Annotated in this window: 18 protein-coding genes; 3 read left to right on the forward strand and 15 right to left on the reverse strand. The window is 44.2% G+C overall.

Annotation, left to right across the window (positions count from 1 at the left end; translation table 11 throughout):
- Positions 1 to 3: 3 nt before the first annotated feature.
- The 8 genes from DS742_RS22045 to DS742_RS22080 all read right to left on the reverse strand — a co-directional run bounded on the left by DS742_RS22045 (position 4) and on the right by DS742_RS22080 (position 11749).
- A complete protein-coding gene (locus DS742_RS22045; RefSeq protein WP_117419118.1) occupies positions 4 to 1368 on the reverse strand; it encodes an MATE family efflux transporter in 1365 nt (454 codons plus the stop codon).
- Positions 1369 to 1428: 60 nt separating this feature from the next.
- Complete coding sequence (gene gltA / locus DS742_RS22050) at positions 1429 to 2817, reverse strand: NADPH-dependent glutamate synthase (RefSeq protein ID WP_117419119.1); 1389 nt, start codon at positions 2815 to 2817, stop codon at positions 1429 to 1431.
- On the reverse strand, positions 2817 to 3707 hold the full coding sequence (locus DS742_RS22055; protein ID WP_117419120.1) for a sulfide/dihydroorotate dehydrogenase-like FAD/NAD-binding protein: 891 nt from the start codon (positions 3705 to 3707) through the stop codon (positions 2817 to 2819). Before DS742_RS22055 ends, gltA begins: the two co-directional genes overlap by 1 nt.
- Positions 3708 to 3864: 157 nt before the next feature.
- The gene (locus DS742_RS22060; protein ID WP_117419134.1) at positions 3865 to 4371 is read right to left on the reverse strand and encodes a dihydrofolate reductase; all 507 of its coding nucleotides are present in this window, start codon (positions 4369 to 4371) and stop codon (positions 3865 to 3867) included.
- Between the two features lie 14 nt (positions 4372 to 4385).
- On the reverse strand, positions 4386 to 5009 hold the full coding sequence (locus DS742_RS22065; protein ID WP_117419121.1) for a hypothetical protein: 624 nt from the start codon (positions 5007 to 5009) through the stop codon (positions 4386 to 4388).
- A 239-nt stretch (positions 5010 to 5248) separates the two neighbouring features.
- Positions 5249 to 9292: an S-layer homology domain-containing protein gene (locus tag DS742_RS29825; protein WP_117419122.1), complete on the reverse strand. Its 4044-nt coding sequence runs from the start codon at positions 9290 to 9292 to the stop codon at positions 5249 to 5251.
- Between the two features lie 119 nt (positions 9293 to 9411).
- A complete protein-coding gene (locus tag DS742_RS22075) occupies positions 9412 to 10053 on the reverse strand; it encodes a response regulator transcription factor (RefSeq protein WP_117419123.1) in 642 nt (213 codons plus the stop codon).
- A complete protein-coding gene (locus DS742_RS22080; protein ID WP_117419124.1) occupies positions 10046 to 11749 on the reverse strand; it encodes a histidine kinase N-terminal 7TM domain-containing protein in 1704 nt (567 codons plus the stop codon). The genes DS742_RS22075 and DS742_RS22080 overlap by 8 nt, the downstream gene beginning before the upstream one ends.
- A 191-nt stretch (positions 11750 to 11940) precedes the next feature.
- Between DS742_RS22080 and DS742_RS22085 the strand changes: the two genes are divergently transcribed.
- Positions 11941 to 12261, forward strand: a complete 321-nt coding sequence (locus tag DS742_RS22085; protein ID WP_170313547.1) for a helix-turn-helix domain-containing protein — start codon at positions 11941 to 11943, stop codon at positions 12259 to 12261.
- 61 nt (positions 12262 to 12322) lie between these two features.
- On the opposite strand, the gene DS742_RS22090 is transcribed toward DS742_RS22085, so the two are convergent.
- The 6 genes from DS742_RS22090 to DS742_RS22115 form a co-directional block, all read right to left on the reverse strand.
- A complete protein-coding gene (locus DS742_RS22090) occupies positions 12323 to 15487 on the reverse strand; it encodes an AAA family ATPase (protein WP_117419126.1) in 3165 nt (1054 codons plus the stop codon).
- A complete protein-coding gene (locus DS742_RS22095) occupies positions 15484 to 16653 on the reverse strand; it encodes an exonuclease SbcCD subunit D (protein WP_117419127.1) in 1170 nt (389 codons plus the stop codon). Before DS742_RS22095 ends, DS742_RS22090 begins: the two co-directional genes overlap by 4 nt.
- Before the next feature lie 12 nt (positions 16654 to 16665).
- Entirely contained in the window at positions 16666 to 17946 is a 1281-nt protein-coding gene (locus DS742_RS22100) for a hypothetical protein (RefSeq protein ID WP_242996680.1), read from the reverse strand.
- 180 nt (positions 17947 to 18126) lie between these two features.
- On the reverse strand, positions 18127 to 19557 hold the full coding sequence (locus DS742_RS22105) for a methyl-accepting chemotaxis protein (RefSeq protein WP_242996682.1): 1431 nt from the start codon (positions 19555 to 19557) through the stop codon (positions 18127 to 18129).
- 674 nt (positions 19558 to 20231) lie between these two features.
- Positions 20232 to 21533, reverse strand: a complete 1302-nt coding sequence (locus DS742_RS22110) for a 2-hydroxycarboxylate transporter family protein (RefSeq protein WP_205692785.1) — start codon at positions 21531 to 21533, stop codon at positions 20232 to 20234.
- Between the two features lies 1 nt (position 21534).
- Entirely contained in the window at positions 21535 to 22704 is a 1170-nt protein-coding gene (locus DS742_RS22115) for an NAD(P)-dependent malic enzyme (protein WP_117419128.1), read from the reverse strand.
- A gap of 191 nt (positions 22705 to 22895) precedes the next feature.
- Here DS742_RS22115 and DS742_RS22120 point away from each other — a divergent pair, with 191 nt between their 5' ends.
- Both DS742_RS22120 and DS742_RS22125 read left to right on the forward strand, forming a co-directional pair.
- Positions 22896 to 24512 carry an ATP-binding protein gene (locus DS742_RS22120; protein WP_117419129.1) on the forward strand — a complete coding sequence of 539 codons (1617 nt, stop codon included), beginning with the start codon at positions 22896 to 22898 and terminating at the stop codon, positions 24510 to 24512.
- On the forward strand, positions 24484 to 25164 hold the full coding sequence (locus DS742_RS22125) for a response regulator (RefSeq protein ID WP_117419130.1): 681 nt from the start codon (positions 24484 to 24486) through the stop codon (positions 25162 to 25164). The genes DS742_RS22120 and DS742_RS22125 overlap by 29 nt, the downstream gene beginning before the upstream one ends.
- Before the next feature lie 27 nt (positions 25165 to 25191).
- On the opposite strand, the gene DS742_RS22130 is transcribed toward DS742_RS22125, so the two are convergent.
- Positions 25192 to 26313 (reverse strand): TRAP transporter substrate-binding protein, encoded by a 1122-nt coding sequence (locus tag DS742_RS22130; RefSeq protein ID WP_170313548.1) that lies wholly within the window; start codon positions 26311 to 26313, stop codon positions 25192 to 25194.
- Positions 26314 to 26417 lie beyond the last annotated feature (104 nt).

A 26417-nucleotide genomic window follows, 5' to 3' on the forward strand; every position in this document is an offset into this window, starting at 1 on the left:
AATTTATAAAAAAGATTTCTTCTGCCCTTCCACAAGCTTTCTGGAAACGATAATAAAACACAGGAAAAACAGAATTCCCTTTATAATACTGGATATGGAAAATGCCCACCAGATTCCGTCAAGTCCCAGGGCTGTGCTGCCTAAGAACATGGCAAGAGGGATCCTTGCTGTGGTAAATACGATACTGATCACAGAGCTTAACAAAGTTTTTCCAAGCCCCGATAACGCGCCTACCGTGGTAAGTTCCACACACATAAACATCTGACTGACACCTAAAATAACAAGATAATGCACTCCCATTGGAATGACATCTGCCTCATGTATGAAAAGCCCGAATATCTGCTTTGGAAAAACTACCAGCAAAAAAGTGCAGAACATTCCCCAGCAAAACATCACTGCTGCTGCCGTAAAATATCCCTTTTTTACTCTCCCATACTGCTTCGCCCCATAATTCTGACCTACAAATGAGTTAATCGCAGCTGCAAAACCATCTGCAGTCATCCATGAGATGGATTCAATCTGCCCTCCTACCCGGAGTACAGCCACGGCCGTATCGCCAAACCCGGCTACAAAACGTGTGAGGATCATGGAAATACTGGTGTAGATTAAATTCTGGACAGAAGCCGGGAATCCGATCCGGATCATAGCCCCCATATAATCCTGTGGAACTCTCTGAAGCATGCGTACTTTATCAAAAACCATTCTGTCTTTACGGATTGCTTTTAAAAATACAACCGTTACAACTGCCTGGGCAATTACCGTAGCTGCTGCTGCCCCGCCGACACCAAAACCGTTTACCGGTCCCGCTCCGAATATTAAAAGCGGATCCAGAACCATGTTTAATACCAGTCCTGCCGTATTGGCCTTTAAGGGAGTTCTGCTGTCTCCCATGGCCGTGAGAATACCGGTCAGGATCACATTCATAAAAGAAAATACTATCAGACCGCAGGTGATTTTTAAATAGATCCGGGCATTCTCCACGATCCCTATGTCACTCAGTCCGAAAAAACCGATCAGCGGCTTTGCCCCGAATATGCACAGACCTCCATATAGAACAGAAAACAGGATTCCCAGCTGAAGCGCCCCTGATGCATATTTCGCTGCTTCCTCTTTCCTTCCGCCTCCAAGGGCATGGGCAACTTTTACCTGCCCTCCCATTTTAGCCAGTGCCACAACTCCCTGGGAAAGCCAGACATACATTCCGCCTGCTCCCACCGCAGCAACAGACGGGGCACCCGCTATGCCGATCCACGCCATATCCGTCAGACTGTAAGCCATCTGAACCAGTGCGGTAACCATGATGGGAAGTGCCAGTTCTGTCAGTGAAGTAAAAATGTGTCCCTTTAGTAAATCAACTTTTTTATTCATAACTAATTTTCTCCGTTTCAAAAGGGCTGCCAGCTTAGCGGCAGCCCTTTACTGTCCGGATTATTCCCTGGCAGAAAGATATTCGTCAATTCCTCTTGCGCCGGCACGTCCGGCTTCCATAGCCAGAATCACAGTTGCAGCTCCTGTCACTGCATCTCCTCCGGCATATACGCCTTCCTTGCTTGTCTTTCCTGTAGATTCCTCTGCAATAATACACTTGCGCTTATTAATATCCAGTCCCTTTGTCGTATTGGATATTAAAGGATTGGGGGATGTTCCCAGTGACATGATGACAGTATCCACATCAATGACAAATTCAGATCCTTTCACCTCTACGGGTCTTCTTCTGCCGGAAGCATCCGGTTCTCCAAGTTCCATTCTGATACATTTCATACCGCTTACCCAGCCCTTCTCATCGGTGAGAATCTCAATTGGGTTTGACAGAAGATCAAATATAATTCCTTCTTCTTTTGCATGGTGCACTTCTTCCGCTCTGGCGGGAAGCTCCGCCTCACTTCTTCTGTAGACAATGTGCACTTCAGCTCCAAGGCGAAGAGCAGTTCTCGCTGCATCCATCGCCACGTTGCCTCCGCCGACAACTGCTACTTTCCTGCCCGCTACAATGGGAGTATCATAGTCATCGCGGAATGCTTTCATTAAATTACTTCTTGTTAAATACTCATTGGCGGAGAATACACCGTTGGCATTCTCACCCGGAATTCCCATAAACATTGGAAGTCCGGCTCCTGAACCGATGAATACGGCCTGGAATCCTTCTTCATCAAGAAGTTCATCAATAGTCACAGACTTTCCAACAATCACATTGGTTTCAATCTTAACGCCCAGCTTCCTTACATTGTCGATCTCCGGCTGTACCACTCCTTCTTTTGGAAGACGGAACTCCGGAATACCGTAAGTAAGTACACCGCCCGGCTCATGAAGAGCTTCAAATATGGTAACTTCGTATCCCAGCTTTGCAAGATCGCCTGCACAGGTGAGGCCGGAAGGACCGGAACCGATCACTGCCACCTTCTTGCCGTTGGTTTTTTCAGGTGCCTCCGGTACAATTCCATGCTCTCTGGACCAGTCTGCAACAAACCGCTCCAGCTTGCCGATAGAAACCGGTTCTCCCTTGATTCCGCGGATACACTGACCTTCACACTGGCTTTCCTGGGGACATACACGTCCGCATACGGCAGGAAGAGCGGAGGATTTTGCAATCACTTTTGCAGCTTCCTCGATATTGCCCTGTTCCACTTCCTTAATAAATCCTGGAATATTGATGGATACCGGACATCCCTTTACGCACTTGGGATTCTTGCACTGGATACATCTGCTGGCTTCTTCTCTTGCTTCTTCTTCATTATATCCAAGACAAACTTCTTCAAAGTTTGCTGCTCTTACTTTTGGATCCTGTTCTCTGACTGGTACTTTCTTTAAAACGTCCATTAGTTGTCACCTCCACACTGTCCGCAGCCGCCATGATGAGTATCGCCTTCCCGTGCCTTTAAAATCGCACGCCCTTCTTCGCTCTTATACATCATCTGACGCTTCATGGCTTCGTCAAAATTCACTTTATGGCCGTCAAATTCCGGACCATCCACACAGGCAAATTTGACCTCGTCCCCAACAGTGATACGGCAGGCTCCGCACATTCCCGTACCGTCGACCATAACCGGGTTTAAGCTGACAATGGTTGGAATTCCCAGTTCCTTTGTCATAAGACAGGTAAACTTCATCATAATCATGGGTCCGATCGCAACGCAGACATCATAATGTTTTCCCTGATTCACCACCAGATCCTTAATAACTTCGGTAACCATTCCTTTTCTTTCATAGGAACCGTCATCCGTTGTCACATATAAATTGCCGGCCTGTTCTCTCATGGCATCTTCTAAAATGAGTAAATCCTTTGTCTTTGCACCCATGATAACATCAACCGCTATTCCGTGTTCCCTCATCCATTTCACCTGGGGATAAACGGGAGCCGTTCCCACACCGCCGGCTACGAATAAATATTTTCTTTTCTTTACTTCTTCTAAATCTTCTTCCACAAATTCTGATGCATTCCCCAAAGGTCCTACTACATCTTCAAAGCTGTCTCCTGTTTTTAAATCAGCCATCTTTTCCGTGCTGGCACCCACTGTCTGAAATACAATGGTAATTGATCCCTTATCACGATTATAATCACAGATAGTGAGCGGAATCCGCTCTCCTCTGTCATCCATCTTAACGATAACAAACTCTCCAGGCTGGCAGGCTTTGGCAATCCGGGGGGCTTCCACATCCATCAGATAGATCTTGTCAGCTAACATCTCTGCTTTTAAAATCCTGTACATCTTCATCCTCCTAATGTCTTCGTGAATATACCTTCGCACCGTTCCTGAAAGCCTTCCTGACAATCAGGTGAAATGGTACTCGTTTCATATTATCATTTTTATATGTCAAAAACAATATGAAAAGACAAATATCAAAATATTTTATAAATAAATATCATTATTTTTTTACCGATTGACCAGTTCTCCGGTACATACGGAACGTATAACACAAATTAAAATACGTCTGTTCTTCACTTTCAGCACACATCTCCCAGCCGGTGTCCATATCCAGGTTCGGAAAATGAGTATCTGCGCTGTAAGCATAGTCAATATATGTCACATGAGCCGTATCGCAATATGGCAGGAACTGCTCATAAATGCTCTGTCCGCCAATGACAAAACATTCTTTACCCGTGTGCTTATCAAGTTCCTGCATCACCGCTTCCATACTGCTGCAGATTACGGCACCTTTCACCTTGTAATCAGGATTTCTGGTAAGAACGATATTGGTCCTTCCATATAATGGCTGTTTTCCAGGAAGACTCTCCAATGTCTTACGGCCCATAATGATTACTTGTCCAAGAGTTTCCTCCCGGAACATCCGCTTATCCTCCGGTATGGATACCAGAAGCTGGCCCTGATTCCCGATGGCCCAGTTTTTATCCACTGCTACAATCAAATTCATAAGCATGTCCACCTTTATTCTTCCTCTGCAAGAATCAGCTCCTTCGCATAGGGGAGCGTTTCAATCCAGCTGCAGAATGTATGCCATTCCTTTAATTTGTGCCCTCTTCTTGCAAAATAAATATTGACTAAGGTTTCATAGTTCAATGTACATGTGCGCATCTGGTTATAGCTGGCAGGGAGAAGCTGGATCATATCATACCAGTCATCCTTATTTTTTGTTTCAATGTAGCGCAGCCGGATCTTTTCCAGTTCTTCCACAACCGTTCCCATAAAGGCAAGAGTTCCCTCTGTCATATGGTCATGGCTGAAGTCCTCCATATCAAATGGTTTTGAATGCATCTTGTGCATGGTACTCGTGGAGTTCGCTACGGTAGATACTTTATAGGTATCGTATTCCTTCCACCAATACAGGGGAGCGGTCACATCTACAGAAACAAAGATCTGGCGAATGAACTTTCTGTGGTCGCTGCCGGCCTTTCTTAAACGTCTGGCAAGTCCCAGATCGTTGGGTCCAAGAATGTATTCTCCATCCTCGTTGTATCCGCTGTCCATACGGTCCCAGCTGTTCATCGGGTTTCTTGCACCACGAATGGCATTTTCTATGTTCATAACACTGGTTCTTTCACATTTTAACATGGTAGCTTCCTTTCTGAATACGGATTCCCTGTTTCATAGTCCCATCCATTATAAAACAAAACATGTGTTTCGTCTATTCCTTTATTAACTGATTATACGGGGCGCTGGAATTTAGTCGTACATAAATCTTAATAAAGTAATATTAAGAAATCTCCCACGCAGCCATTCGATGCTGCTATAAACGGATGGATCAGACAGTTTGCTGCAACTGTCTGATCCATCCGTTTATTTCCTGATTTTTATTCTTCCATGACCCCAGCATCATTTACATTATAACCGTCAATGATGGTATTTACTGCCATTATACCGTCTGAGTAGAAATAATACCATTTGCCGTTAATCTTTAACCATTTTCCTGTAGCCATGGTAGCGCAGGAATCAAAATAGTAATATCTGGTGTTTCCTCCTGCATCCAAAGGATACCATCCTTTGACCGCTCTACCTTCTTTAAAAAACATCCACTGGCCGCTGTCATTAAGAGAAAATCCCTGGGCTGTAGACGGGGACAGCATACGGCATGCATAGCGGTATACCATAGCAGAAAACTGGGCCCGGGTCAGTGTTTCCTTCGGTTTAAAGCAATTGTCTTCCATACCTGACATGATTCCCGCCTGCTGCATAATACTTACTGCCTCTTCACAGGTACTGTCTATCTTAATATTATCACGAAATGCTGTTACTTCTCTCGCGGCAGGAAGAATCTGACCCAAAGATTTGGTAAAGTTCAGAAAGAAAACCGCAGACTCTTGTCTGTTAACTGTCTGGTCAGGACTTTCCCCGGCTCCCGCAATCAGGCTGCCCGTATCTGTTCCTGACAGTGCGTCAAGTGAAGCCTTCCATTCTCCAAGAGTCATGGGGGCATCTGGTTCAAACTTGGTATCCGTAGTTCCCTTAAGGTATCCTCTGTCTGCCGCGTATTCAATATAGTCTTTAGCCCAATGGGATGAGATATCTGTATATCTATTTAAAGGTTCTGTATAACCAATACCATAAACAGAGAAGTGGTCTGTCATAAAGAGGACGCTTTTTGTACTGCCATCATAAACAGAGTCTGAGATCCTGGTGACGTTACTGTCAGCGTCCACATAAACGGCATAAAGACAACCCGTTTCCTCATCATCCGCTGGAACATATGGAATGGAGAGGAGCGCACGGCCACTTCCCAGGCTGGTAATAAATACAGTCTTCCCCTCCCTCATATAGCTGAGTGACACATGGAATACCGGTCTTTGGCCCGTTATGGCACCACCTTCACCAGACAGTCTGCCTGCCGGAGTAATAGAAAGGGTTAAATCCCCGGTCACCTGTCTTGTAAACTCAGCCAGAGATTCCCTGTCAAAGGTAAGTGAAAAGAGACTGCTGCATATCTCAAGCTGCTCCACTTTGGACTGTGCTAGCCGTTGGGTTACAGACTGGGGCAATGTGACGCTTAAGGCAGTGGTCCCTGCCAATGTCCTAATGTTTAAGGAGATTCCTATATGGTCTGCTGCCTTTCCCTGGTTGCGGGCCTTTTCTATGGCACTTGCTATCAGTTCCTCTATAATCTGCTTAGAAACAATTGTGGAGGCCTGCCCATTCTGAGCAGGAACAGAGCTCAATGCGGCAGATACATTAACCGGAGCTGTATTATCTGATGTATGACTCTCATAGTCTCTTCCGTCAGAATCTGAGTAATCAGAGGATAAGGTGGTGACTACAAGGGAAGGACCATCTATCGTCCAGACATCGTCATCATTTCCGGCCTGCACCTGAAAGTGATACTGAGTTGAAGGAGACAGCCCTTCTACTGTATAGCTGGATATGCTTGCATCCGTAAAACCAATGAGTTCCCCATCCTGATAGATCTTATAACCAGAAATCTCTGTATTATCATTGGCACCTGTCCAGGTCAGGGTAGCTTCCGTATCAGTAATACCAGAAGCAGTCAGAATGCTTTTGGAAGGCCAGGCAGGTGCAGGGAGCAGAACGGACACGGGAATGGTAGTGGATGTCTGTTCCCCATCATTAAAGATTATGGTAAGGTAAGCGTCACCAGTATCCTTTCCTGTTACCAGAATGCTGCCGGGGGAAGTCAGCTTCAATATCTGTGTTCCTGCCTGACTGGGTGTAGCCTTTTCGGCACTGCTGGGTGTAGCCTTACTGGCAGTATTTGGTGCAGCTACGCTGGGGGTTGCTATGCTGGGGGTTGCTATGCTGGGAGTTGCTGCAATGGCCTGGCTGGGAGTTGCACTCTTAAGTTTTCTTATTGCTATAACACTGTTATCATCTGACTCGATCCATGCCATAGTGGCCGCCTTGCTTCCCTGACCAAAGGATACGGTTAATTCTGCGGAAGATCCTTTGGGTATGGTCAGGCTATCCGGAGAAACGGAGGGCAGGGCTGGATCAGGCTCGGTTGTAAGGATGTGAGTGCTGTCTGACATCATTATCACCCTGCCTGCATCTTTAAAACCTGAAATATTCACAGTGTAAGCAGTTCCATAACTAAGGCCGGTGTATGGGATTAAGTAGGTTTTACTATCCTTCCATATACCTTTCATTTTATCCAGAGTAACTTGGGTATTGTCACTCTTTATCAGTGATACACTACCGGGTTCTGGATCCATATCCTTATTAAAAATAATGGTAAGATCACCGTTAATAAGCGAATTAGAATCACAGGGAGTTACACCTGTTACCCTTAGATCTGTCAATGTGTCTGAGTATCCAGACTGTGCATGGCCCGCAAAGGTATTAGTAAAGGTATCAGCTTTTGTAACGGCAGTGTCTGCAGGAAGGTAAAGATAAATTTTACCGTTGTTGTCCGTTTTTACATCTTTTATACCATAGTCGTATAACGGATCACTTACTAGTGATATTATTTGTGAATCCTTGACCGGAGAGCTGCTGCTGTCTGTTAAAGTAACAATGGTTTGAAGTAAATCACTGTTATTACTATTTTTAGGAGTGCCTTGTATCGTTCCGTTAATTGATCCACCGTTAATAGTAACAGTGATGCTGCCAACACTGCCGTTATAACCGTTGGGACAGCTGAAGCCAACTCCACCCATGCCACCCATGCCACTGCCGATATCACCGTTTGCTGAAATGTTTCCTCCATTAATAGTGATACTGCTGCTGCCGCTAGTGCCACCATTACCACCCCTGTGGAGATCTCCAATGCCGCCATTACCGCCCATACCACCGCCGATAATACCGGTTGCTGCAATACTTCCTCCATAGATAGTGATGCTGCTGCTGCCGCCCGTACCTCCGTCGCTGCCCAAGTCACCTCTGCCGCCAGTTCCACCAATTCCGCCGCCAATTCCAGTTGCGGTAATAATTCCTCTATAGATAGCGACAGTACTATCTCCTCCTTTTCCTCCGATTCCTCCAATTCCTTCTACGTCTCCGCCTGCGCCGCCGCCAATACCAGTTCCACCTATGTTACCAGCAGCATTGATAATACCTCCATAGATGGTTACATTACTTTCTCCTCCTGAGTAGCCGCCCACGTCGCCTAAACCACCACCAATACCAGCACCCCTGATGGTACTGGTTGCGGTAATACTTCCTCCATAAATCGTTACCGTACCGTCTCCTCCATCTGTGCCGTTGCCTTTGCCGCCGCCAATTCCAGCAGCACCTCCCAAACCAGATGCAGTAATGCTTCCTCCATGGACAATAACCGTACCGTCTCCTCCGTCTCCTGCTCCGCCGATTCCGGCTCCACCGTTCCCGCCGTTTGCGGTAATACTGCCTCCATTCACAGTTATAATACCACTATCAGAACCTGTGGCTAATGCACCCCCGATACCAGCACCAAAGAGTCCTCCGGTTACTTCCAGAACATTATTTCCGCTTTCTTCAGTTATGATGAGGGAAGCTGTCTTTGGTACCTGCAGCCCCGCATAGTAATTAGAACTTTTTAATTTATTTGCTCCCTTAAGTGTCAGATTGACCGAAGCATTATTCTCAACTGAAAATGCGCAGGCTGGTGCGTTAATGTTAATATTCTCAATAGTAACAGATACATTACTGCCGCTTTTTACCGTAATGGTATTTCCGGTTTCAGTGGATACAGATTGACTGATATTGAACACAGTATGATTTGTCGTTGCTGTTATTGTATCTGATCCACAAGTAACCGTACTCCCATCAATTATTATATCTCCAGTACTGATATCAAGGTAGATCTGAGTTTCTGCCCCACTGGTTATTATCCCTCCCAGTGGAGTTCCTCCATTTACCGCCAGTAAAGCTGCCAGCACAATGGAGGCTGCTTTTTTTAATATATTTTTCATAGCCAGCTCCTTTTTTACTGTCCCAACCGGGTCACTCCTAAAATTGGTAAAATTACCTAATGTTATCATAAGAGTATTTCTGATTCTGTACCAGTGGCTAAATGGCTACTTTTTCGGAATTATAAAATATTTGACTCCCTTGCTTTTTGTACGGCACTGAGTTTGTTGTTAACACTAAGCTTTGAATAAATGCTGGACAGATATTTTTTAACAGAGGAGACAGAGAGATACAATCTTTCCGCAATTTCGCGCTGAGTTAACCCCTCTGACAGCAGAGTCAGTACCTGTGTTTCCCGCTCATTTAATGAAATATCCGGTAATCGCTTTATTACAGGGGAAATCTGTGGTTTTCCATAGAGGGAAAGAATAAGCTCTGCATAGGAAAGCTGTTCTTTCCGTATGATTTCAGTATGTATCTTTTCTGCAAGCTTTAAAAACCGTTCTTCCTTTATTGGCTTCATTACATAATCCAAAGCGTTCAGTTCAAATGCCTTTACTGCGTAATGATTCCATCCTGTTACAAAAACAACCATAACTTCTGGTTGAATTTCAAGCAGCTTTTCTGCAAAGCTTAAACCATCCATCTCAGGCATTTCAATATCGATAAATGCCACCTGTGGGGAGAGGGAGGCAGCATCCTCTAACGCTTGAATGGGATTCATATATTTTCCTGATACCTGCATAAAACCGGTTTTCTCAACTAGTTCACAGACCTCCTCAAGGTTGTACCATTCATCATCCAGGACAATTGTCTTAATCATTATGCAGCCCCCTTTCTGAAAAAGTTGTTTCATATATAAAGAAAACGACCTTTGTTCCGGATCCCGGCTCGCTGGTAATTGTAAGCCCCTGTCCATAATGCTTCAGCAGCCGTCTGTGGATGTTGGACAGACCGATGCTATGATGGGCATCTATACCAGAGAGCAATGTGTTAAGTTTTTCTTCGCTTATTCCCACTCCATCGTCCCTGACCTCGAACCGGAACCCGTTACCTTCTGCACGGATGGTAAGCCAGACGTTTCCCATACCGGCTTTTTTTAGAATACCATGACGAAGGGCATTTTCCACCAACGGCTGAAGCACCAGTCTTGGAATATAGATAGAAGGAACAGGACCATACTCCATATGAAAACAAAGCCGTTCCCGGAATCGTGCCTTTTCGATAGATACATAGGTATGGACGCTTTCCAGTTCCTTTTCCAACAGAACCATGGGGGAATTGCTGTCAAAATAATAGCAGTTTGCAAGATGCTCCCCCAACTCGGCAATTAGCGTTTTTGCCTCTTTAGGATTTCTTGTGATCATGGAGCCTATGACGCTGAGCGTATTGTTAAGAAAATGAGGCTTGATCTGGGCCTGTAAAAAAGAAAGCTCGCTGGTTTCTGCCTGATCAATGGCCTTTAAGGCAATGTTTTCCAGACTCTTTTGTTTTTCTACAAACAAGGTGATATCTGTGATGGTAAGAACCTTTCCTATTTCAAGAGCATCATCGATCATGACCTTGGTTACCTCTGCCTGGTAGTGTCTCTCTGTGCTTTCATCCGTCAGGCTGTAAGTAAATACCGGGCTCTCCCCATATATGCCACTCAATTCCGGGTGGTTTTTTGTAAACAGACGGAGGGTATAATGATGAAGCCGGTCCTTTAGATCGGGATAAAGTTTTGTGATAGAGTCATTGGCATCAACAATCTGGTCAGCTAGGTCAACAATAATAACGCCTTCCTTTGACCGCCTGAATACGATTGCAGTTGCAATGGGTATGGTATCAAAGATGCGGAATTTGAAAATCCCCAGCATATATAGAATGCCAGAGATGATGGAAACCACTGGAAAATAGTCAATGCCCAGATAATTCGTATTTGTTGCAATCAGGTATACCGTTATCCATGGGATGACAGAAGCTATCATCATTATAAAATAACCGTACCGGTGAAGCCGGGGAGATCGTATCAGCCCCCAGATATAAAAGAACATGGATATGGCTCCGATCAGTGTCCCGGATGCCACCATCAGCATGTATAACGGTTCTTTTGTGGAAAGGATGACCCAAAAGTGACCGTTACTTACGAAGTTGTAAGAGGATATGTACTGATGGTGGAGGTGATTGGTGAAAAAAACAAGATAATATAAGGCAGGGTGCAACATTCCTATGTATTTAGCCTTTCGGACAATCCCTTTCGGCACCTCCGAATATTCAAGACTCAGCATCATCCAGAAATAATGCTGTAAAGGCATGGAGAAATGCTGGATATAGAACCAGAACAATGCCGCAGACAGTGTTAGCGAATTGATTTCTGCCATATAGGAAAAATTGCTGACAACGGTTGCCACAAGCAACAGGATAAAGTATCCGGCGCCCGGCATACTGCATCGCTTGCCTGCATATCTAATCAGCAGAAGGGCGCAGATAACCGAGGATAAAAGCAATAGGGTAAATAGTAACCTGACCATGTCCATTTATGTTCACTCCTTCTAGTAGATGAACTAATCATAACATTTGAATTGGAAATAGACAATTACCTTGTTGTTTACCTGGTTATATAGTTACAAGAAATCAGGAATATGAAATAATGTCTGTTATCTATTGAATCATGACCAATCGTCTTTTATAATTGTAATATTGAGTTTTTGGAAGGAGAATGATACGAATGGATGAAAGTTACATACCGATAAGGCTTAAACAGCTTCGGACAAAAAAGGGGATATCTGCCACTGAGATGAGTCTTTTGATGGGACAGACGGATAATTACATCAGCGATATAGAATCAAAATACACCACACCGTCTATGGAACATGTTTTATTAATCTGTGAATTTTTCGGGATATCACCAGGGGAGTTTTTTGATGAAGAGAATGCAAATCCCCTCCTGCTTCATAAACTGATTTCAGAACTGACGCCATTAAATGACCAGGACTTTGACAATCTATTTAACCTTCTTTTAGAGGGTCAGAAAAAATTGAAAAATTAGCGGCATAAAAAAGCGGGAAAACGGATCGTTATTGATTCCAGTCTCCCGCTTCCAACACTTATCAAATGGATATTACGTGATCAAAATCCCACCGGATTGTGCTGCCGCTCTCATTCTTCGTAACCAACAGCTTCTTATCAATCTGTTCTTTCAGTTCACTTACATGAGAGATAATCCCAATCAGCCTGTGTTCTCCCGCCAGTTCCAGAAGGATCCGCACGGCTCTTAATCTGGATTCCTCATCTAAAGATCCGAAACCTTCATCAATAAACATGGCATCCATCCGCACATTTCCTGCCGTTCTCTGAATAATATCCGCCATCCCCAAAGCCATCGCAAGAGCTGCCATAAAGGATTCTCCGCCAGACAATGTTTTCACATCACGTATCTGACCGGTTGCCAGGCTGTACACATCAAGATCCAGTCCAACCTCGCCCTGCTTTCCTAAAGAGTTCAAATCCCGGCACTGCAGAAGGAACTGGCCGTCAGACATGATCTTTAACCGTTTATTTGCAGCATGGACCATCTGATTAAAGTACTGGCGCTGTACATAGGTCTGGAAATCCAGACTGACCGAAAGCTTTCCATTGGCTGTCTGGTTTAAACTGTGGTACAGCTGATATTGCTTTTCCAGCTCTTTCCGTTCCTTCCAAAGCTTCTTTAAATTGCTTTCTGCCCGTTCTGCACGGCTTTTGATCCCTGCAATTTCTGCCGATTTCAGCTGCAGAATCTTTTGCTCTTCCCGTAAGGTATCTGCTTCTTCCTCCCAAATTGAAGTATCGATTCGTTCCCGGCCTTTTGTCTCATCTTTGTACTGATTAAAAATCGTTTCAGCAGTGAGACATGCTTCCTCGTAGCTCCTTATCTCCTGCTGCCAGGTTTTTCTCTGTTCAGATGGCATCTTTGCTTTCAGATAATCTTCTTCATCCGAAAATCCCAGCCTGCAAAGCTGTGAGAAGTAAGCTTCTTTTGCGCTCTCCTGTGCAGTTAAAAGCACCTCTCTGTTCTCTTTTAATGAAGCAAGACGGCCCCTCTTCTCCCGTTCCTCTTCCGATAGCAGAAGAAACGTTTCATTTGCTTCCTTTTCTGCCGAAAGCAGCAGATCTCTTTTGTTAATCAGCTTTTCCTGCTGGATTTTCGCCTGTCTCAAATCCGGATAGGGAAGTCTTTTTTCCAATTGCTCCCGCTGTGCAGACAGGGCGGAATTTTTCACTTTTTTATCCTGCCATGCACTCCGGAGTTCTTCTCTTTCCCTTTCCAGTACTGTTATACGGTTTAAATCCTTTAGTTTATTTTCTATCAGACTCTTTAAATTTTCTTCTGCTTTTCCGGCCTTTTTTTCTTCATCCTCTGCTTTTATCAACAGAAGATTTGTTTCTTTCTCTTTAACAATTAACTGTTCTTCCAATGAATCCCAGTCACTGCAGGGACCAAGCAGCAGACCTGCCTCCTTTTTTATCAGTTCTTCCTGGTGGCGGCAGCTTTCCTGTTTTTTAACAGCCAGCAGTGCTGCTTCAGACCGGCTCTCATTTGCCTGGTCCCGTTTCATTCTGGCCTCATCTACCATTTCTGCAGTGATGCTCTCTCCGGAAAGCTCCGCTTTTTGAGGGTGATGGACAGAACCGCAGACAGGACAGGGCTTTCCCTCAATCAGGTTACCGGCCAGCAGGCCTGCCTGCTGGTTAAAAAAACTTTGATAGCGGGTGGAATATTGGAACTGGGCCTCTTCATATGCAGTCTGTGCGGCTTCTTCCGACCGCATGAGCCGGACCAGTTCAAGCTGGTCAGAACGAATCTGTTTTAAGGCCTGAAAAAGACTTTTTAAAGCCTCTTCCTTTCTCGTATACTCAGCTTTCAGCTGTCTTAGTTCCGGGAGTTTTGCGGCGGCGGCTGTTAAAAGTTCCTGCTGCATTTCATATTCTTTTAAGCGCAGGCTGACTCTTCCATACTCATTCTCTGCTTCCTCAAACCGTTTTTTTGACTCCTCTTCTTCGTTTTTTCTGATCTGGTACAGTTCTTCTGTTTTTCTCCATTCCTCATAAAGAGGCATGGAAGAATTCAGCCGGTCTAAAAGAATCGAAAGTTTTGGAACTTCATTTTGGGATGCATCCCGGCTTTCCATAGCTGCTTTCTTTGCCGCAGCCAGTATTTCCTCTGTTTTTTTAAGTTCTTCCTCAAGAACCTTTTCCCGCTTCAGAGCTGCTTCACAGTCACTTTTTTTATCCTTATACTGTATCTCTTTCGTATATGCTTTTTCAGCAAGTTCCCCTCTGGCAAGCTGGTATTTCTTCCTATTCCAGTCATCACTTTGAAACTTAAGCGCCTTTACACGGTCAGAAGCTTCCTGTAACCTGTCAAAAAGCCGGTTCTGCTCCAGGGCCAGATTTCGTTTGCTTTCCACACCGGAAAGAAGTTCACTGTTTTTCCCCCTCTCATCAGACAGCAGCTTTTCTTTATCACGGATTTCATTTAAAATGGCAGAAAGTCTGTTTATAATCTCTTCCGTTTTCGTCTCCGGAAATTCCAGCAGCTTAAGCCACTCATCTTCATGAATGCTGTCCTGTAACAGTTCCACATTTCCTGTCTCGTGAATGGTAAGCTTCCGGTTATCCTCCAGCTTTCCGGCATAAAAGTTATTTTTTTCCTTTAATTTATACTGGATCCGGCTGTAAATCCCTGTATTAAAAATTCTGGAAAAGATCTCTTTTCTTTCCCTGGAGGCAGCGAGAAGAAGTTTTAAATAATCTCCCTGGGCAATCATCGCAATCTGGGAAAACTGGCTTAAGTCCACCCCGATAACCTCTTCAATCTTCTGGTTGATGTCACGGAGATTACCCGCAAATTCCAGACCAGTCGGAAGGATCAGGGAAGCTTTAGCAGGAACTGAGATTTTAGTATACTCTCCGTCCTTATTCCTGCGTTTACTGATTCTTAAATAAGACGGGCTTCTGGTAATCTCATATATTTCCCCCTGCTCTAAAAAGCGTAAGGCAACATAGGTTTCCCTGTCCCCGTCTGCATACTGGCTGCGCATCATGGAGGGTTCTCTTCTTTGTCCGCTGGTTTCACCAAAAAGGGCAAAGGAAACAGCATCAAAAATCGTAGTTTTTCCAGAACCGGTATCTCCGGTGATCAGAAAAATTCCATGTCCGGCTATTTCAAAATCTACCGTTTCCACATCTTTGTAGGAACCGAATGCCGACATCGTCAGTTTCAGAGGTTTCATAATCCTTCCTCCTCCTTTGCTTCCTGAACAATTTTCTCCATGGCAAGATAAGCTTCCTCAGTCAGCTCTTCCCCGCTTACCGTCTTATAAAACTGCCGGAAGGCTTCCAGTGGATTTAAAACGGGTACCCGCTCCTCTTCCTCCATCATTTTTTCCCTGGTGCGCACATTGTCCACCTTCAGTTCCAGCAGATAATCGTAAACCTCCTTTAACTGTTCTCTGATCCGGTAAGGCTCCTCTTCATCCGTTAAGGTAACACTCACAAAATCATGGCGGTTTTCATCGTCTGCGCGGCTTAAAACCTCATCTAAAGTACCTCTTTCCCGTCTCACATCCTGAAATCCCCGAAGAGGAAGAGCTTCAATGACAGGTTCCTCGCCTTTTGCTCCCATATGTATGACAGTGATTCCTTTCCTGTGGTGCTCCTCACTGACCGAATATTTAAAAGGCGTCCCACAGTAGCGGATCCAGTCCTTTGAGACCTTCTGGGGTCCGTGAAGATGCCCCAGAGCAACATAATCAAACGCCGGAAGTACGGAAATGTCCACCCGGTCCAGTCCTCCGGCCATAATGACCGCCTGCTCTGATTCACAGGTTTCCGGATTTGTGCTTCCCCCGGTGTAAAACTGATGGGACAGAAGGACATTTCGCTGCCCAGTATCTATGATTTCTCTTGCCAGAACCTCCCTGACGGCATTTTCATATCCTTCGGGCTGGCCGTCCGGAAAAAGATTTCTTACGTATCCAGGCTTTAAAAAAGGCAGCAGATAGAAATTAACCGGTCCTGATTCATCGGAAAGCACCACCTTTTTTAAGTACTCCTCCTGACTTTGAGGCGGCATCACTGACAAATGAATGGAATGCTTTTCCAAAAATGAACCCGCATAGGAAAGTCTTTCGGGAGAATCATGATTTCCGGCTATGATCAGAACTGCCGGCTGCGGTCTGAGCATGGAAAGCGCATCTAGAAATCCTCCGAATATCGTATAGGCTTCTGCTGAGGGAACTGTTTTATCATAAATATCACCGCAGATTAAAATTGCATCGGGTTTTTCCACAGCTGCATAGTCCACAATCTGGTTTAATACAGCTTTCTGGTTTTCCGTTAAGCTGTAACCGTTTAACTGTTTTCCGATATGTAAATCGGACAAATGAAAGAGTTTCATCGTTATTCCTCCCTATGAAAGCGGTTCTTTGGAAGATACACAGTACACATTCACATGCTGATCCTGGCGGCTGTTAAAAAATATCCGGTCCCCTGAGTGACTGTAAATCGGGTGGGGATGGGCATCCTGTCCAAGCCAGTCGCTTTCATGCCTGCAAAGGGGAATCCATTTAAGTTCTCCTTCATCCCAGTTAACCAAAACCCTGCAGATGTATTCCGCATCCTTTTTATGAGGATCCGGTCCGTTATCCGTACTGTTTTCCCTGATTTTTTTTACTTCCCACGGATATTTGAAATATCCGTCACACACCAGATTACCGGCATGATCCATGGTGAAATGGCCATAAGCATTATAACTGTCAGGCAGAGCAATCTCCCAGTATTTCCCGGTATCCGGTTCATATCTGCCAACCATGGCGGGGCCTTTTTCATAGCCTCCGTGATAGATAATGTATGCACCGTCATCACTCCACATCTCATGGCATACCCAGTCATTCCTGCTTCTGACCCATCCACCGGGGTCGCCCAGGGTATCATTTCCTTCCCTGCGGACAGGAGTCAGTGTGTCCCTCTTATGGTCATAGATCCAGATTCTGCGGATTCCGCAGTCAAAGGAAGACCATTCGTGGTTGTACATAATCAGTTCGGGATTTCGGGGGTGGAACTGTACATGGGTAATCCAGCATTTATTTACCACTTTTTCATACAGCAGACCGCCTGTATGTGTGTCGTAGACGCATAAGTAACTGTTTAAATTTTCTTCCTGGATACGGCCGTCAATGTCATAAACCGGTCTTTTATCCAGGCCTGTACCTTCTGTATCCGGATCAAAATCCAGACATCTTCCATCCGTCATGGGAACACAGAGATATTTTCCATCTGTACTTACATGGGTAAATGCGGTCATTCTGCCTGCCGGTACGGTATTTAACGCAGTAATGTTACCGGCTGAATCTGCTTTATAAATCTCATTATCCTGGATGTAGTAAACCACTTCCCTTTTACTGTCTAAACATACACTGGCCTTTCCAAGCCCCTGACCGGGTCTGCCGTCAAAATAAACATAGCTCTTTAAAATTCCATTCCGGTTATCAGTCAGAAACTTTTCTTCACCTGTCAGCAAATCCCTGACCATGACATTAGGGTTCCCACCTTTATCACAGATCATATAGATTCTCTCATCATTCTGGCTGACGCAGGAAGAAGTAAAATACAAAAGCTGAGTGTTGTAAGTATCCCCGGCTCCCGCGCCTCCGGTCAGCATACGGCCATTTAACATTGATTGTATCACCATATTGTAATAGTCCTTCCCTGATTCAAATCTGATTTTCTGTCCCAAGTATAGCATAATTTTCAGTATTTGTTCCAGGCAAACAATATAAAATCAGGGTTAAAAACCATCTGCCCGTTTTTAACCCTGATTCATTCTTCCTATTATATTTCCGCCAAAACCAATTCTTTTCACTTAAAAGCTTCAATACTTTGCAAATGAACCGGAAGCAGCTGATGCATGTTTCGTATCGTCAAAAGACCTCCCGGATTTAGATCTGCCATGATTTGTATATCCCTCATGCAGCTTGAATTTTTTCACTTCCTGCTGCAGCATATCGGCCTGAGCTGCAAGTTCTTCACTGGCCGCTGAGCTCTCTTCTGCCGTAGCTGCGTTGGTCTGTACAACTGCAGACACTTGTGACAATCCCTGGTTAATCTGTTCGATGGCTCCTGCCTGTTCTGTGGATGCAGATTCGATCTCCCGAATTGCCTGTTCCACCATTTGAGCCTTTTCTTCCACAGTAACTAACAGTTTCAGTGTATCATCAGCGAGTCTCTCACCATGAGATACCATGGCGACGGATTTTTGAATTAAATCTGCCGTCTGTTTTGCGGCATCTGCAGATTTTGCCGCTAAATTACGCACTTCGTCAGCTACTACAGCAAATCCTTTGCCGGCATCCCCTGCACGGGCTGCTTCCACAGCAGCATTGAGCGCAAGAATGTTAGTCTGAAATGCAATATCCTCAACCAGCTTTGTGATTTTGGATATCTCCTGAGATGACTCTCCAATTTCCTTCATTGCAGTATTTAACTCCTGCATATACTCATTGCTCTCCACAACGCCCTGTCCTGCCTGATTCACATATCCGGCTGCATTTGCAACGCTCTGTGCATTTTTTGATGCCTGTTCCGCCACACTGCCGATGGACGCATTTAACTCCTCCAGTGTTGCTGCCTGTTCGGTCGTTCCACTGGATAAAGCCTGGGCACCGTCAGATACCTGACCTGATCCGGAATTAACCTGTTCTGCAATAGTTGTGATAGTAGATGCCAGGTTGTGAAATTTTTCAACCAATTCTGCCAGCGCTTTACCAAGAATATCCTCTTCTGAACGTATGGTAACAACGGTAGTTAAGTCACCGTCTGCAATTGCCCGGGTTGTCCGGGCCTGCTCGATATTATTGATAATCATCTGGTCGAACGCACTTGCCAGACCGCCGACTTCATCCTTCCTGGCAGCCCAGGCTCTCTCTTTTTCACCTGCTATCTTATCAACTCCAAAATCTCCCACAGCAACCATACTGGCAAATGATTCAAAAATATACAGGGGATAAGCAATGATATCTGACATATATCCGGAAAGATATATGGAAAGAATAACAGACACTATTAAAACCAATGAAATTATAATGATAGCAACCAGCGCAGCCCTGGTATTAGCATTGGCAGCCGCAGCACTTTCCACATTTAGTGCTATATTATTTTCATTTAAAATACGGCTATAGCTTCTATTAATATGCAGAACCGAAAAGATAGCCACACCGGCAATAATAACGGTAAGTGCAACAACCAGAAGATAGCTGATTAACAGTTTCTTTGCAACTTTTAAATCCTCAAACCACTTTTTCACTTTACATTCCCTCTTTCATTTTTTCCGGATAACTGACACCGGTCTCCTCTTTAGTATCTGCCCGCAATTATTTAAGTTATTTTCATAGGACACCTCCGTTTTCTCTGTCTTTTTAAGCTTTTTCACGCTTGCAAACAATTTTCGCAGTATATCTCATACTGTGTATTTGGCCTTATAATATAAGGAATACAGGAGTCTATTGAAATTCTGACGGTTATCAGGACGGCGAATAAACCATTCGGTTATTATATGAGTATGGAGGGATAACAGGAAAGAAGGAATTGACACTTACAGCAGTACTGATCCTACCGGAAATAAAGATGACGCAGTCATTGACGGCGTTCTGAAATGAATGAGATTATGTCATATGAATTTTAAGTAAAATATCTCTTTTTATCTTACAATTGCACTTAATATCGCTATATAAACTGTTGTTTGACAAAGAAAACCAATTACTTTATAATGAGAAATGTCGAAATATATATAATTTTGCAACCGCAGTATGAGATATACTGCGCAAAAAATCGCCTTTATCCTACCATTATTGTATAGAATTTATTAAAAATCCTCCAATAAAGACTGTTGCAGATTATAATTACTTTTCTAAGAAAGAAGCAATTATGACCTGAAAATTATCTTTTATTGGAGGATCTGTTTATACCCCTTTAACTAATTTAAAATAAGATCTGAGTCAGCAGACTTGCTACAATCAGAATGAGTGCGCCGCAGATTCTGGTGGCAATCTGGGCAAATGGCAGAAGTTCCATTCTTCTGGCTGCAGAAAGTACCGCGATATCTCCTGTTCCGCCCATATTGGTGGTGCAAAGCCCGGCAGTAATAGCAGACTCTACCGGATAAAAACCAACCAGATAGCCGCCGACTGCAGCACCTACGGAAACGCTTCCAACTACTACGAATACAAGAAGAAGATACATAGGGCTCACTGCTTTTGCTACTGCGCCTAAATCGATCATGGAAATTCCGATTCCCACTAAAAGGGCACTGGTCCAGTTTTTCATAACAAACTGGGACCACTGGCGGGCAGAATCCTCAAATTTCACAGGAATAAAGCCACAGGCCTTGCTGACAGCCACCAGAATAATCATCCATGCATAAGAGTGAACTGCAGGAACAAATTTATTGATAATAACACCCAGTAAAAAGAAAAACATAGCGGTAATCAGACCGATTCCCAATTCTTCCAGACTGACAGAGGAGTTTTTCTTTTCATTCATTTCAGAATTGTGATTTCTCATGAGACGGCCGTTTCCTGTTAAACCCGGTTTTACATCTCCCAGCTTTGCAAGGAGCCCGGCGCCTACAATCGCCATTACATTACCCAGAGTGGAAGCCGGTATCATCCGTGATATAATGGCGGCAGAATCTGTGTGAAGTGCTTCCGCATACATGCCGGACAGAGGAACCACCCCGGCTCCCATTCCACCTCCCATCATGGGGATTGCCACATACATTACTGCATCTACAAAGCCATATCCGACCAAAGCTCCCACTGCGCCGACACTTAAGATTGCAACGGTCATTGCGCAAAGAGCAACCGGGAGAAACCGTACTGCTGCTTTTAACAGAAGTGACCGGTCCATACCAAGAATACTTCCGGTAATTAAGGCCGCTATGTAGAAATTCAAAAATCCGGTTTTATTCATAAACTGGTCTACGTTCTCCACTACGTTTTCCGGAATCAGGCCGGTATATACAAGAGCTGCTGAAGCAAAAATACATACAATTGCACCACCGCCCAAAAAGGTTTTGACAATGGGGAGATTATTTCCAATGATATTAAAAAGTCCCCCAAAAATCATCATAACAAGCAGCGCCCCGATCATGCCGGACGGCAGCCACTTCATGGCAATGGAAACCGCAGTAACTGCGGTGAAAGCCAGATAAATGGGCAATGGAATTCCAGATATTTTAATGCTCATAATCGAAAAACCAGAAGTGCTTTTTTCTTTTTCCATCTTATTTAACTACCCCCTGCTCCACCGCTTTTTGCTTCACCGCTTCTGCAACCGCTTTTGCAACACGTTCATCAAATGCACCCGGTATGATGTACTCTTCCGTCAGTTCTTCTTCCTTTATGATTCCTGCAATGGCATAAGCAGCCGCAATCTTCATCTCTTCCGTGATATCCGTGGCTTTCGCATCAAGAGCCCCACGGAAAATTCCCGGAAATACCAGTACATTGTTGATCTGGTTCGGGAAATCCGAACGTCCTGTTGCAATAATTCTTGCTCCGCCTTCCTTTGCTTCATCAGGCATGATCTCAGGAGTTGGATTTGCCATCGCAAATACGATTGGCTCCTCTGCCATAGAAGCTACCATCTGGGAAGTAACGATTCCAGGAGCAGAAACGCCGATAAAGACATCTCTTCCTTCCATAATATCCTTTAAATTACCCCTCTTATTTTCCGGATTCGTAACCTGGGCCATCATCTTCTGGGCATCATTCATCCACTCTTCCCCTTCTGCCAGCGCACCATTTTTATCTACCAGAATAATATCTTTCATTCCAATGGATAATAAGAGCTTGCAGATTGAGATACCGGCAGATCCGGCTCCATTGATCACTGTTTTAACCTCTCCGATTTTCTTTCCAACAACCTTTAACGCATTGATGATTCCGGCAGATACCACAATTGCGGTTCCGTGCTGGTCATCATGGAATACGGGAATATCCAGTTCTTCTTTTAAGCGGCGTTCTATTTCAAAACATCTGGGAGCTGAGATATCTTCCAGATTGATCCCGCCAAAACCAGGTGCCAGATAACGGACTGTTTTAATAATTTCCTCTGTATCTTTTGTATCCAGACAAATCGGGAATGCATCCACTCCGCCAAAAGCTTTAAAAAGAATGGATTTGCCTTCCATTACGGGCATTGCAGCCTCGGGACCGATATCTCCTAAGCCCAGTACGGCTGTTCCGTCTGTGACCACAGCCACCAGATTTCCCTTTGCAGTATAGCGGTACACTTCGGATTTATCATCTCTGATCTTTCTGCATGGCTCTGCCACACCGGGTGTATACGCAGTGCTCAAATCCTCTCTGCATTTTACTTCTACCTTTGAGATCACTTCGATTTTTCCTTTGTTTTTTTCATGAAGCTCCAGCGCAAGCTTATTATAATCCATAACTTTTCACCTTTCCCTTTCGTTGACTTTTTGATATAACCGTATGGTATCACCGGTGCCGGTATTTTGAAATCTTGTGAACATTATTAAAAACTTATGTAAGTAAAGAAAACGGATTTTAAGTTTATCCCGATACCCGTTGATTTTCCCGCTCACATCTAATACAATAGGTTCATCAGGGGAGGTATTGAATGAAAGAAAAACCATTGGAACACCAGATATATGTTTCCCAGATTTTCAGCATCATCCTTGCCATTTTACTTTCTTTGGGTGTCTCGCTTCATTATAATCTGGTGACAAAAAGAAATTCTCTGGATATGAATATAAAAAATGCGGGTATTTTTATCTCCGGATTGCCTGAAGTAGCCGACATGTTAAAGAAGGGGCAGCCCTCAGAAGCCTTTAACAAACGCATGGATCTGTTAGTGAAAGAACTGGATTATATCGATGTTGTTACCATCTGTAATAATGACAGCATCCGTTTTTATCATAATAATAAGGCACTGATCGGAAAAACCTTTGTAGGCGGTGACGAAACCGCTATCTTAAACGGCGCTTCCCCATATATTACAAATGGAAAAGGAACTCTTGGAAGCCAGCGGCGCGCTTTCTATTCCATAAAAGACGAACATGGAAAAATCATCGGCTTTGTGATGGTCTCTGTTCTGACCACCAGCATTTCCCAGCTTACCAGAAATATTCTGCTTGTTTTTTTACTACTGGCTCTTGTACTCCTTTCTATGGGTTTTCTTGTATCAGGAATCCTGTATAACCGGTTAAAAAAAATACTGTTAGGTTATAAGCCGGAGGAATTCCGTAAGATTCATATTGAAAGAAAAGAAGTGCTTGATGCCCTGGAGGAGGGAATTTTTGCCATTAATACCGAAGGCGAACTGATCCTTATCAATGAATCGGCTAAAAAAATACTGGATCTGGAAACCATGCCTGAATACGGAACACGGCTTACAAAGCTTTACCCGGAAACCAGACTTCCTCATGTCCTTCAGACAGGAATGCCGGAATATAATATCAGTCTTATGATAAAAGGAAAACACATCATGTCAAACCGGATTCCCATCATCGAAAATGGAAAAACTGCGGGAGCCGTATCCATCTTCCGCAATAAAACGGAATATACCCGTCTGGCAGAGGAACTGACGGGTGCGCGGTACATGGTAGAAACACTCCGCGCCTTAAATCATGAATTTAAAAATAAGCTCCATGTAATCCTTGGATTTATCGAAATGGGACAGCCGGAAAAGGTAACTGATTTTATCATTAACACCAGTATGGCATCCACACTGGCTGTGAGCGAGGTTACAAAACAGATACAGGTTTCCAGTATCGCAGCGCTTTTGATTGGGAAGATTATCCGTGCAGGTGAACTGGGCATCCGTCTCACAATTAAACCAGACAGCTCCTGTCTGGAATCACAGCTCCATCTGCCTGTTGATTTATATATTACCATTCTGGGTAATTTAATTGAAAATGCCATTGAGGAATTAAATGAGCAGAGCAGCGGCATTAAAGAAATTGAGGTCGGAATCAATATATGGCAATCCGGAAGCATTCTTTCTGTTGACGACACCGGAAGGGGAATCCCTGCCGCCATGCAGGATAAAATATTTGAAAAAGGATTTTCCACAAAAGGGGATGGGCGCGGATCCGGCATGTGCCTGATTAAGAAACTGGTAGACCAGCATCACGGAATCATCGAGATGGAATCCGAAGAAAATACAGGTACTTCATTTACTATCACCTTTACAGAGGAGGAACATCATGTATCAGGTAATCATTATAGAGGATGACCCTATGGTAGCCTCTATTAACAGACAATATGTGGAGTTAAATAAATATCTAAAAGTAACCGGCCAGTTCTCCAACGGAAAAGATGCTTTGAACTATTTAAAGGATCATACTGCGGATCTGGCGATTATGGACGTTTATATGCCCGTCATGGATGGAGTGGAACTCCTTACTGAGATACGCAGGCTCCAGAAACACATAGATGTGATTATGGTGACTGCCGCAACCGATGCCTCACATGTAAAGAAGCTGTTAGGGCTGGGAGTCATTGATTATCTGGTAAAACCCTTTGAATACGTGCGTTTTAATCACGCACTGGCACGGTTTATGGAACATCAGGAACTGCTTAAGCAGGAGACCTTCTCCCAGGAACAGCTGGATTCTCTTTTTGAGCTTTCTTCCGGGGCTGCTTCCCAGCAGGAGGTTCTTCGAAAAGGTCTTCAGGAAAAAACTCTGGATACCATTTTATCCTACATGAAAGAGCACCCGGCAGATGCCCTCACCAGCGAAACAGTTGCAGAAGAGGTTCATTTGTCCCGTGTAACCGTGCGCAGGTACATGAATTATCTTCTGGATAAAAAACAGATTGTCAGTGACATTGATTATACAACCGGAGGGCGGCCGTCAATTATATACCGGTATGTAAAAGAATAACAGGTGAAAATGTTTCACCTGTTACTATTACTTTTGAAGTTCAATAATTCGATATAACCACTGTTCAAGTCCAGGCGTAAAACTGACCCGGACAATCTCTTCAACTTTTCTGGCTTCTGCCTCTTCTTCGGGAGACATGGGTATAACAGTCACTCCCCGGTCTATCAGTTCTGTTTTCAGTCTCCCTTCTTCTGCCACAATTTCTGTTTTGTTCCATTCTGAAGCCATCTGCCCGGCTTGTCTTAAAATATCCTGGTCCTCTTTGCTTAATGTGTTCCATTTTCTTTCTGACATCATAACAATTCCAGGGCTGAAAACATGATTGCTTAGAAGATAATAAGGGGCAACCTCATAAAACCGGTTGGAAAGATATGCCGGTATGGGATTTTCCGCACCTTCCACATCGCCGTTTGCCAGCGCATTATATAAATCCTCATAACGCATGGGGATGGGCTGAGCTCCCAGCGCTGATATGGTATCCATCATAAGTACCGATTCGGGAACTCTGATCCTTTTGTTTTTAATATCAGCAAGTCCTGTAATTGGTTCCGTTGTAAAAATATTTCTGGCACCTTCATCGGTATAAAACAGGCCTACCATATTGGCGCCGATCTCCTGCCCTTCACTTAAAAATGCCCTGCCAAGATCTTCACTTTCTAAAACATTCCACATTCCCTCCCTATCCTGGAAAATATAGGGAAGACCAAATAAATTCAACTTTCGAAACCCATATCCAGTTAATGCATTCGTATTGGCACGGTATAGATCAAGCAGCCCATTTCCTGACTTCAATGAATTGAGAGACGTTCTTTCATCTCCCAGAACAGCACCCGGATATATGTCAACTTTTATTCTTCCATCAGACAGTTCATATACGTATTGTGCAAACTTCTCGGCAACTCTGGTATCAATATTACCTTCAGGGTTTACTTCTCCATACTTTAAGACAATTTCCGGCTCTGACGGAGTCGCTCTTTCCGCTTGTGTTGTTGCAAGCGCTGCTTCCGCTGTCGCCTGTGCTGCTTCTGCTTCTGCTTCCTTTGTCTTTTGGGAAGCTTCGCTGCTTTCTTTTACAGCGATACCGGATCCACAGCCGTTAAGACAAAGCATCATTGCAGCAATAAGCATCAAAGACAGTGGTTTTTTCATAATTGCTCCTCCTGACTGTATCATAAAAGCATTCAAACATGTTCCGTATTTTCTGTTTCATTATACCCAGAAATTTGTGTTTCAATCATGACCACCGGCTTAGC

Source organism: Lacrimispora amygdalina (genome assembly GCF_003432035.1).
GTDB classification, from domain to species: Bacteria; Bacillota; Clostridia; order Lachnospirales; family Lachnospiraceae; genus Lacrimispora; species Lacrimispora amygdalina.

Bases quoted from the DNA above. Each gene is read 5' to 3' on its own strand.
- DS742_RS22045 (WP_117419118.1), bottom strand. From the start codon at position 1,368: ATGAATAAAAAAGTTGATTTACTAAAGGGACACATTTTTACTTCACTG.
- gltA (WP_117419119.1), bottom strand. From the start codon at position 2,817: ATGGACGTTTTAAAGAAAGTACCAGTCAGAGAACAGGATCCAAAAGTA.
- DS742_RS22055 (WP_117419120.1), bottom strand. From the start codon at position 3,707: ATGTACAGGATTTTAAAAGCAGAGATGTTAGCTGACAAGATCTATCTG.
- DS742_RS22060 (WP_117419134.1), bottom strand. From the start codon at position 4,371: ATGAATTTGATTGTAGCAGTGGATAAAAACTGGGCCATCGGGAATCAG.
- DS742_RS22065 (WP_117419121.1), bottom strand. From the start codon at position 5,009: ATGTTAAAATGTGAAAGAACCAGTGTTATGAACATAGAAAATGCCATT.
- DS742_RS29825 (WP_117419122.1), bottom strand. From the start codon at position 9,292: ATGAAAAATATATTAAAAAAAGCAGCCTCCATTGTGCTGGCAGCTTTA.
- DS742_RS22075 (WP_117419123.1), bottom strand. From the start codon at position 10,053: ATGATTAAGACAATTGTCCTGGATGATGAATGGTACAACCTTGAGGAG.
- DS742_RS22080 (WP_117419124.1), bottom strand. From the start codon at position 11,749: ATGGACATGGTCAGGTTACTATTTACCCTATTGCTTTTATCCTCGGTT.
- DS742_RS22085 (WP_170313547.1), top strand. From the start codon at position 11,941: ATGGATGAAAGTTACATACCGATAAGGCTTAAACAGCTTCGGACAAAA.
- DS742_RS22090 (WP_117419126.1), bottom strand. From the start codon at position 15,487: ATGAAACCTCTGAAACTGACGATGTCGGCATTCGGTTCCTACAAAGAT.
- DS742_RS22095 (WP_117419127.1), bottom strand. From the start codon at position 16,653: ATGAAACTCTTTCATTTGTCCGATTTACATATCGGAAAACAGTTAAAC.
- DS742_RS22100 (WP_242996680.1), bottom strand. From the start codon at position 17,946: ATGGTGATACAATCAATGTTAAATGGCCGTATGCTGACCGGAGGCGCG.
- DS742_RS22110 (WP_205692785.1), bottom strand. From the start codon at position 21,533: ATGGAAAAAGAAAAAAGCACTTCTGGTTTTTCGATTATGAGCATTAAA.
- DS742_RS22115 (WP_117419128.1), bottom strand. From the start codon at position 22,704: ATGGATTATAATAAGCTTGCGCTGGAGCTTCATGAAAAAAACAAAGGA.
- DS742_RS22120 (WP_117419129.1), top strand. From the start codon at position 22,896: ATGAAAGAAAAACCATTGGAACACCAGATATATGTTTCCCAGATTTTC.
- DS742_RS22125 (WP_117419130.1), top strand. From the start codon at position 24,484: ATGTATCAGGTAATCATTATAGAGGATGACCCTATGGTAGCCTCTATT.
- DS742_RS22130 (WP_170313548.1), bottom strand. From the start codon at position 26,313: ATGAAAAAACCACTGTCTTTGATGCTTATTGCTGCAATGATGCTTTGT.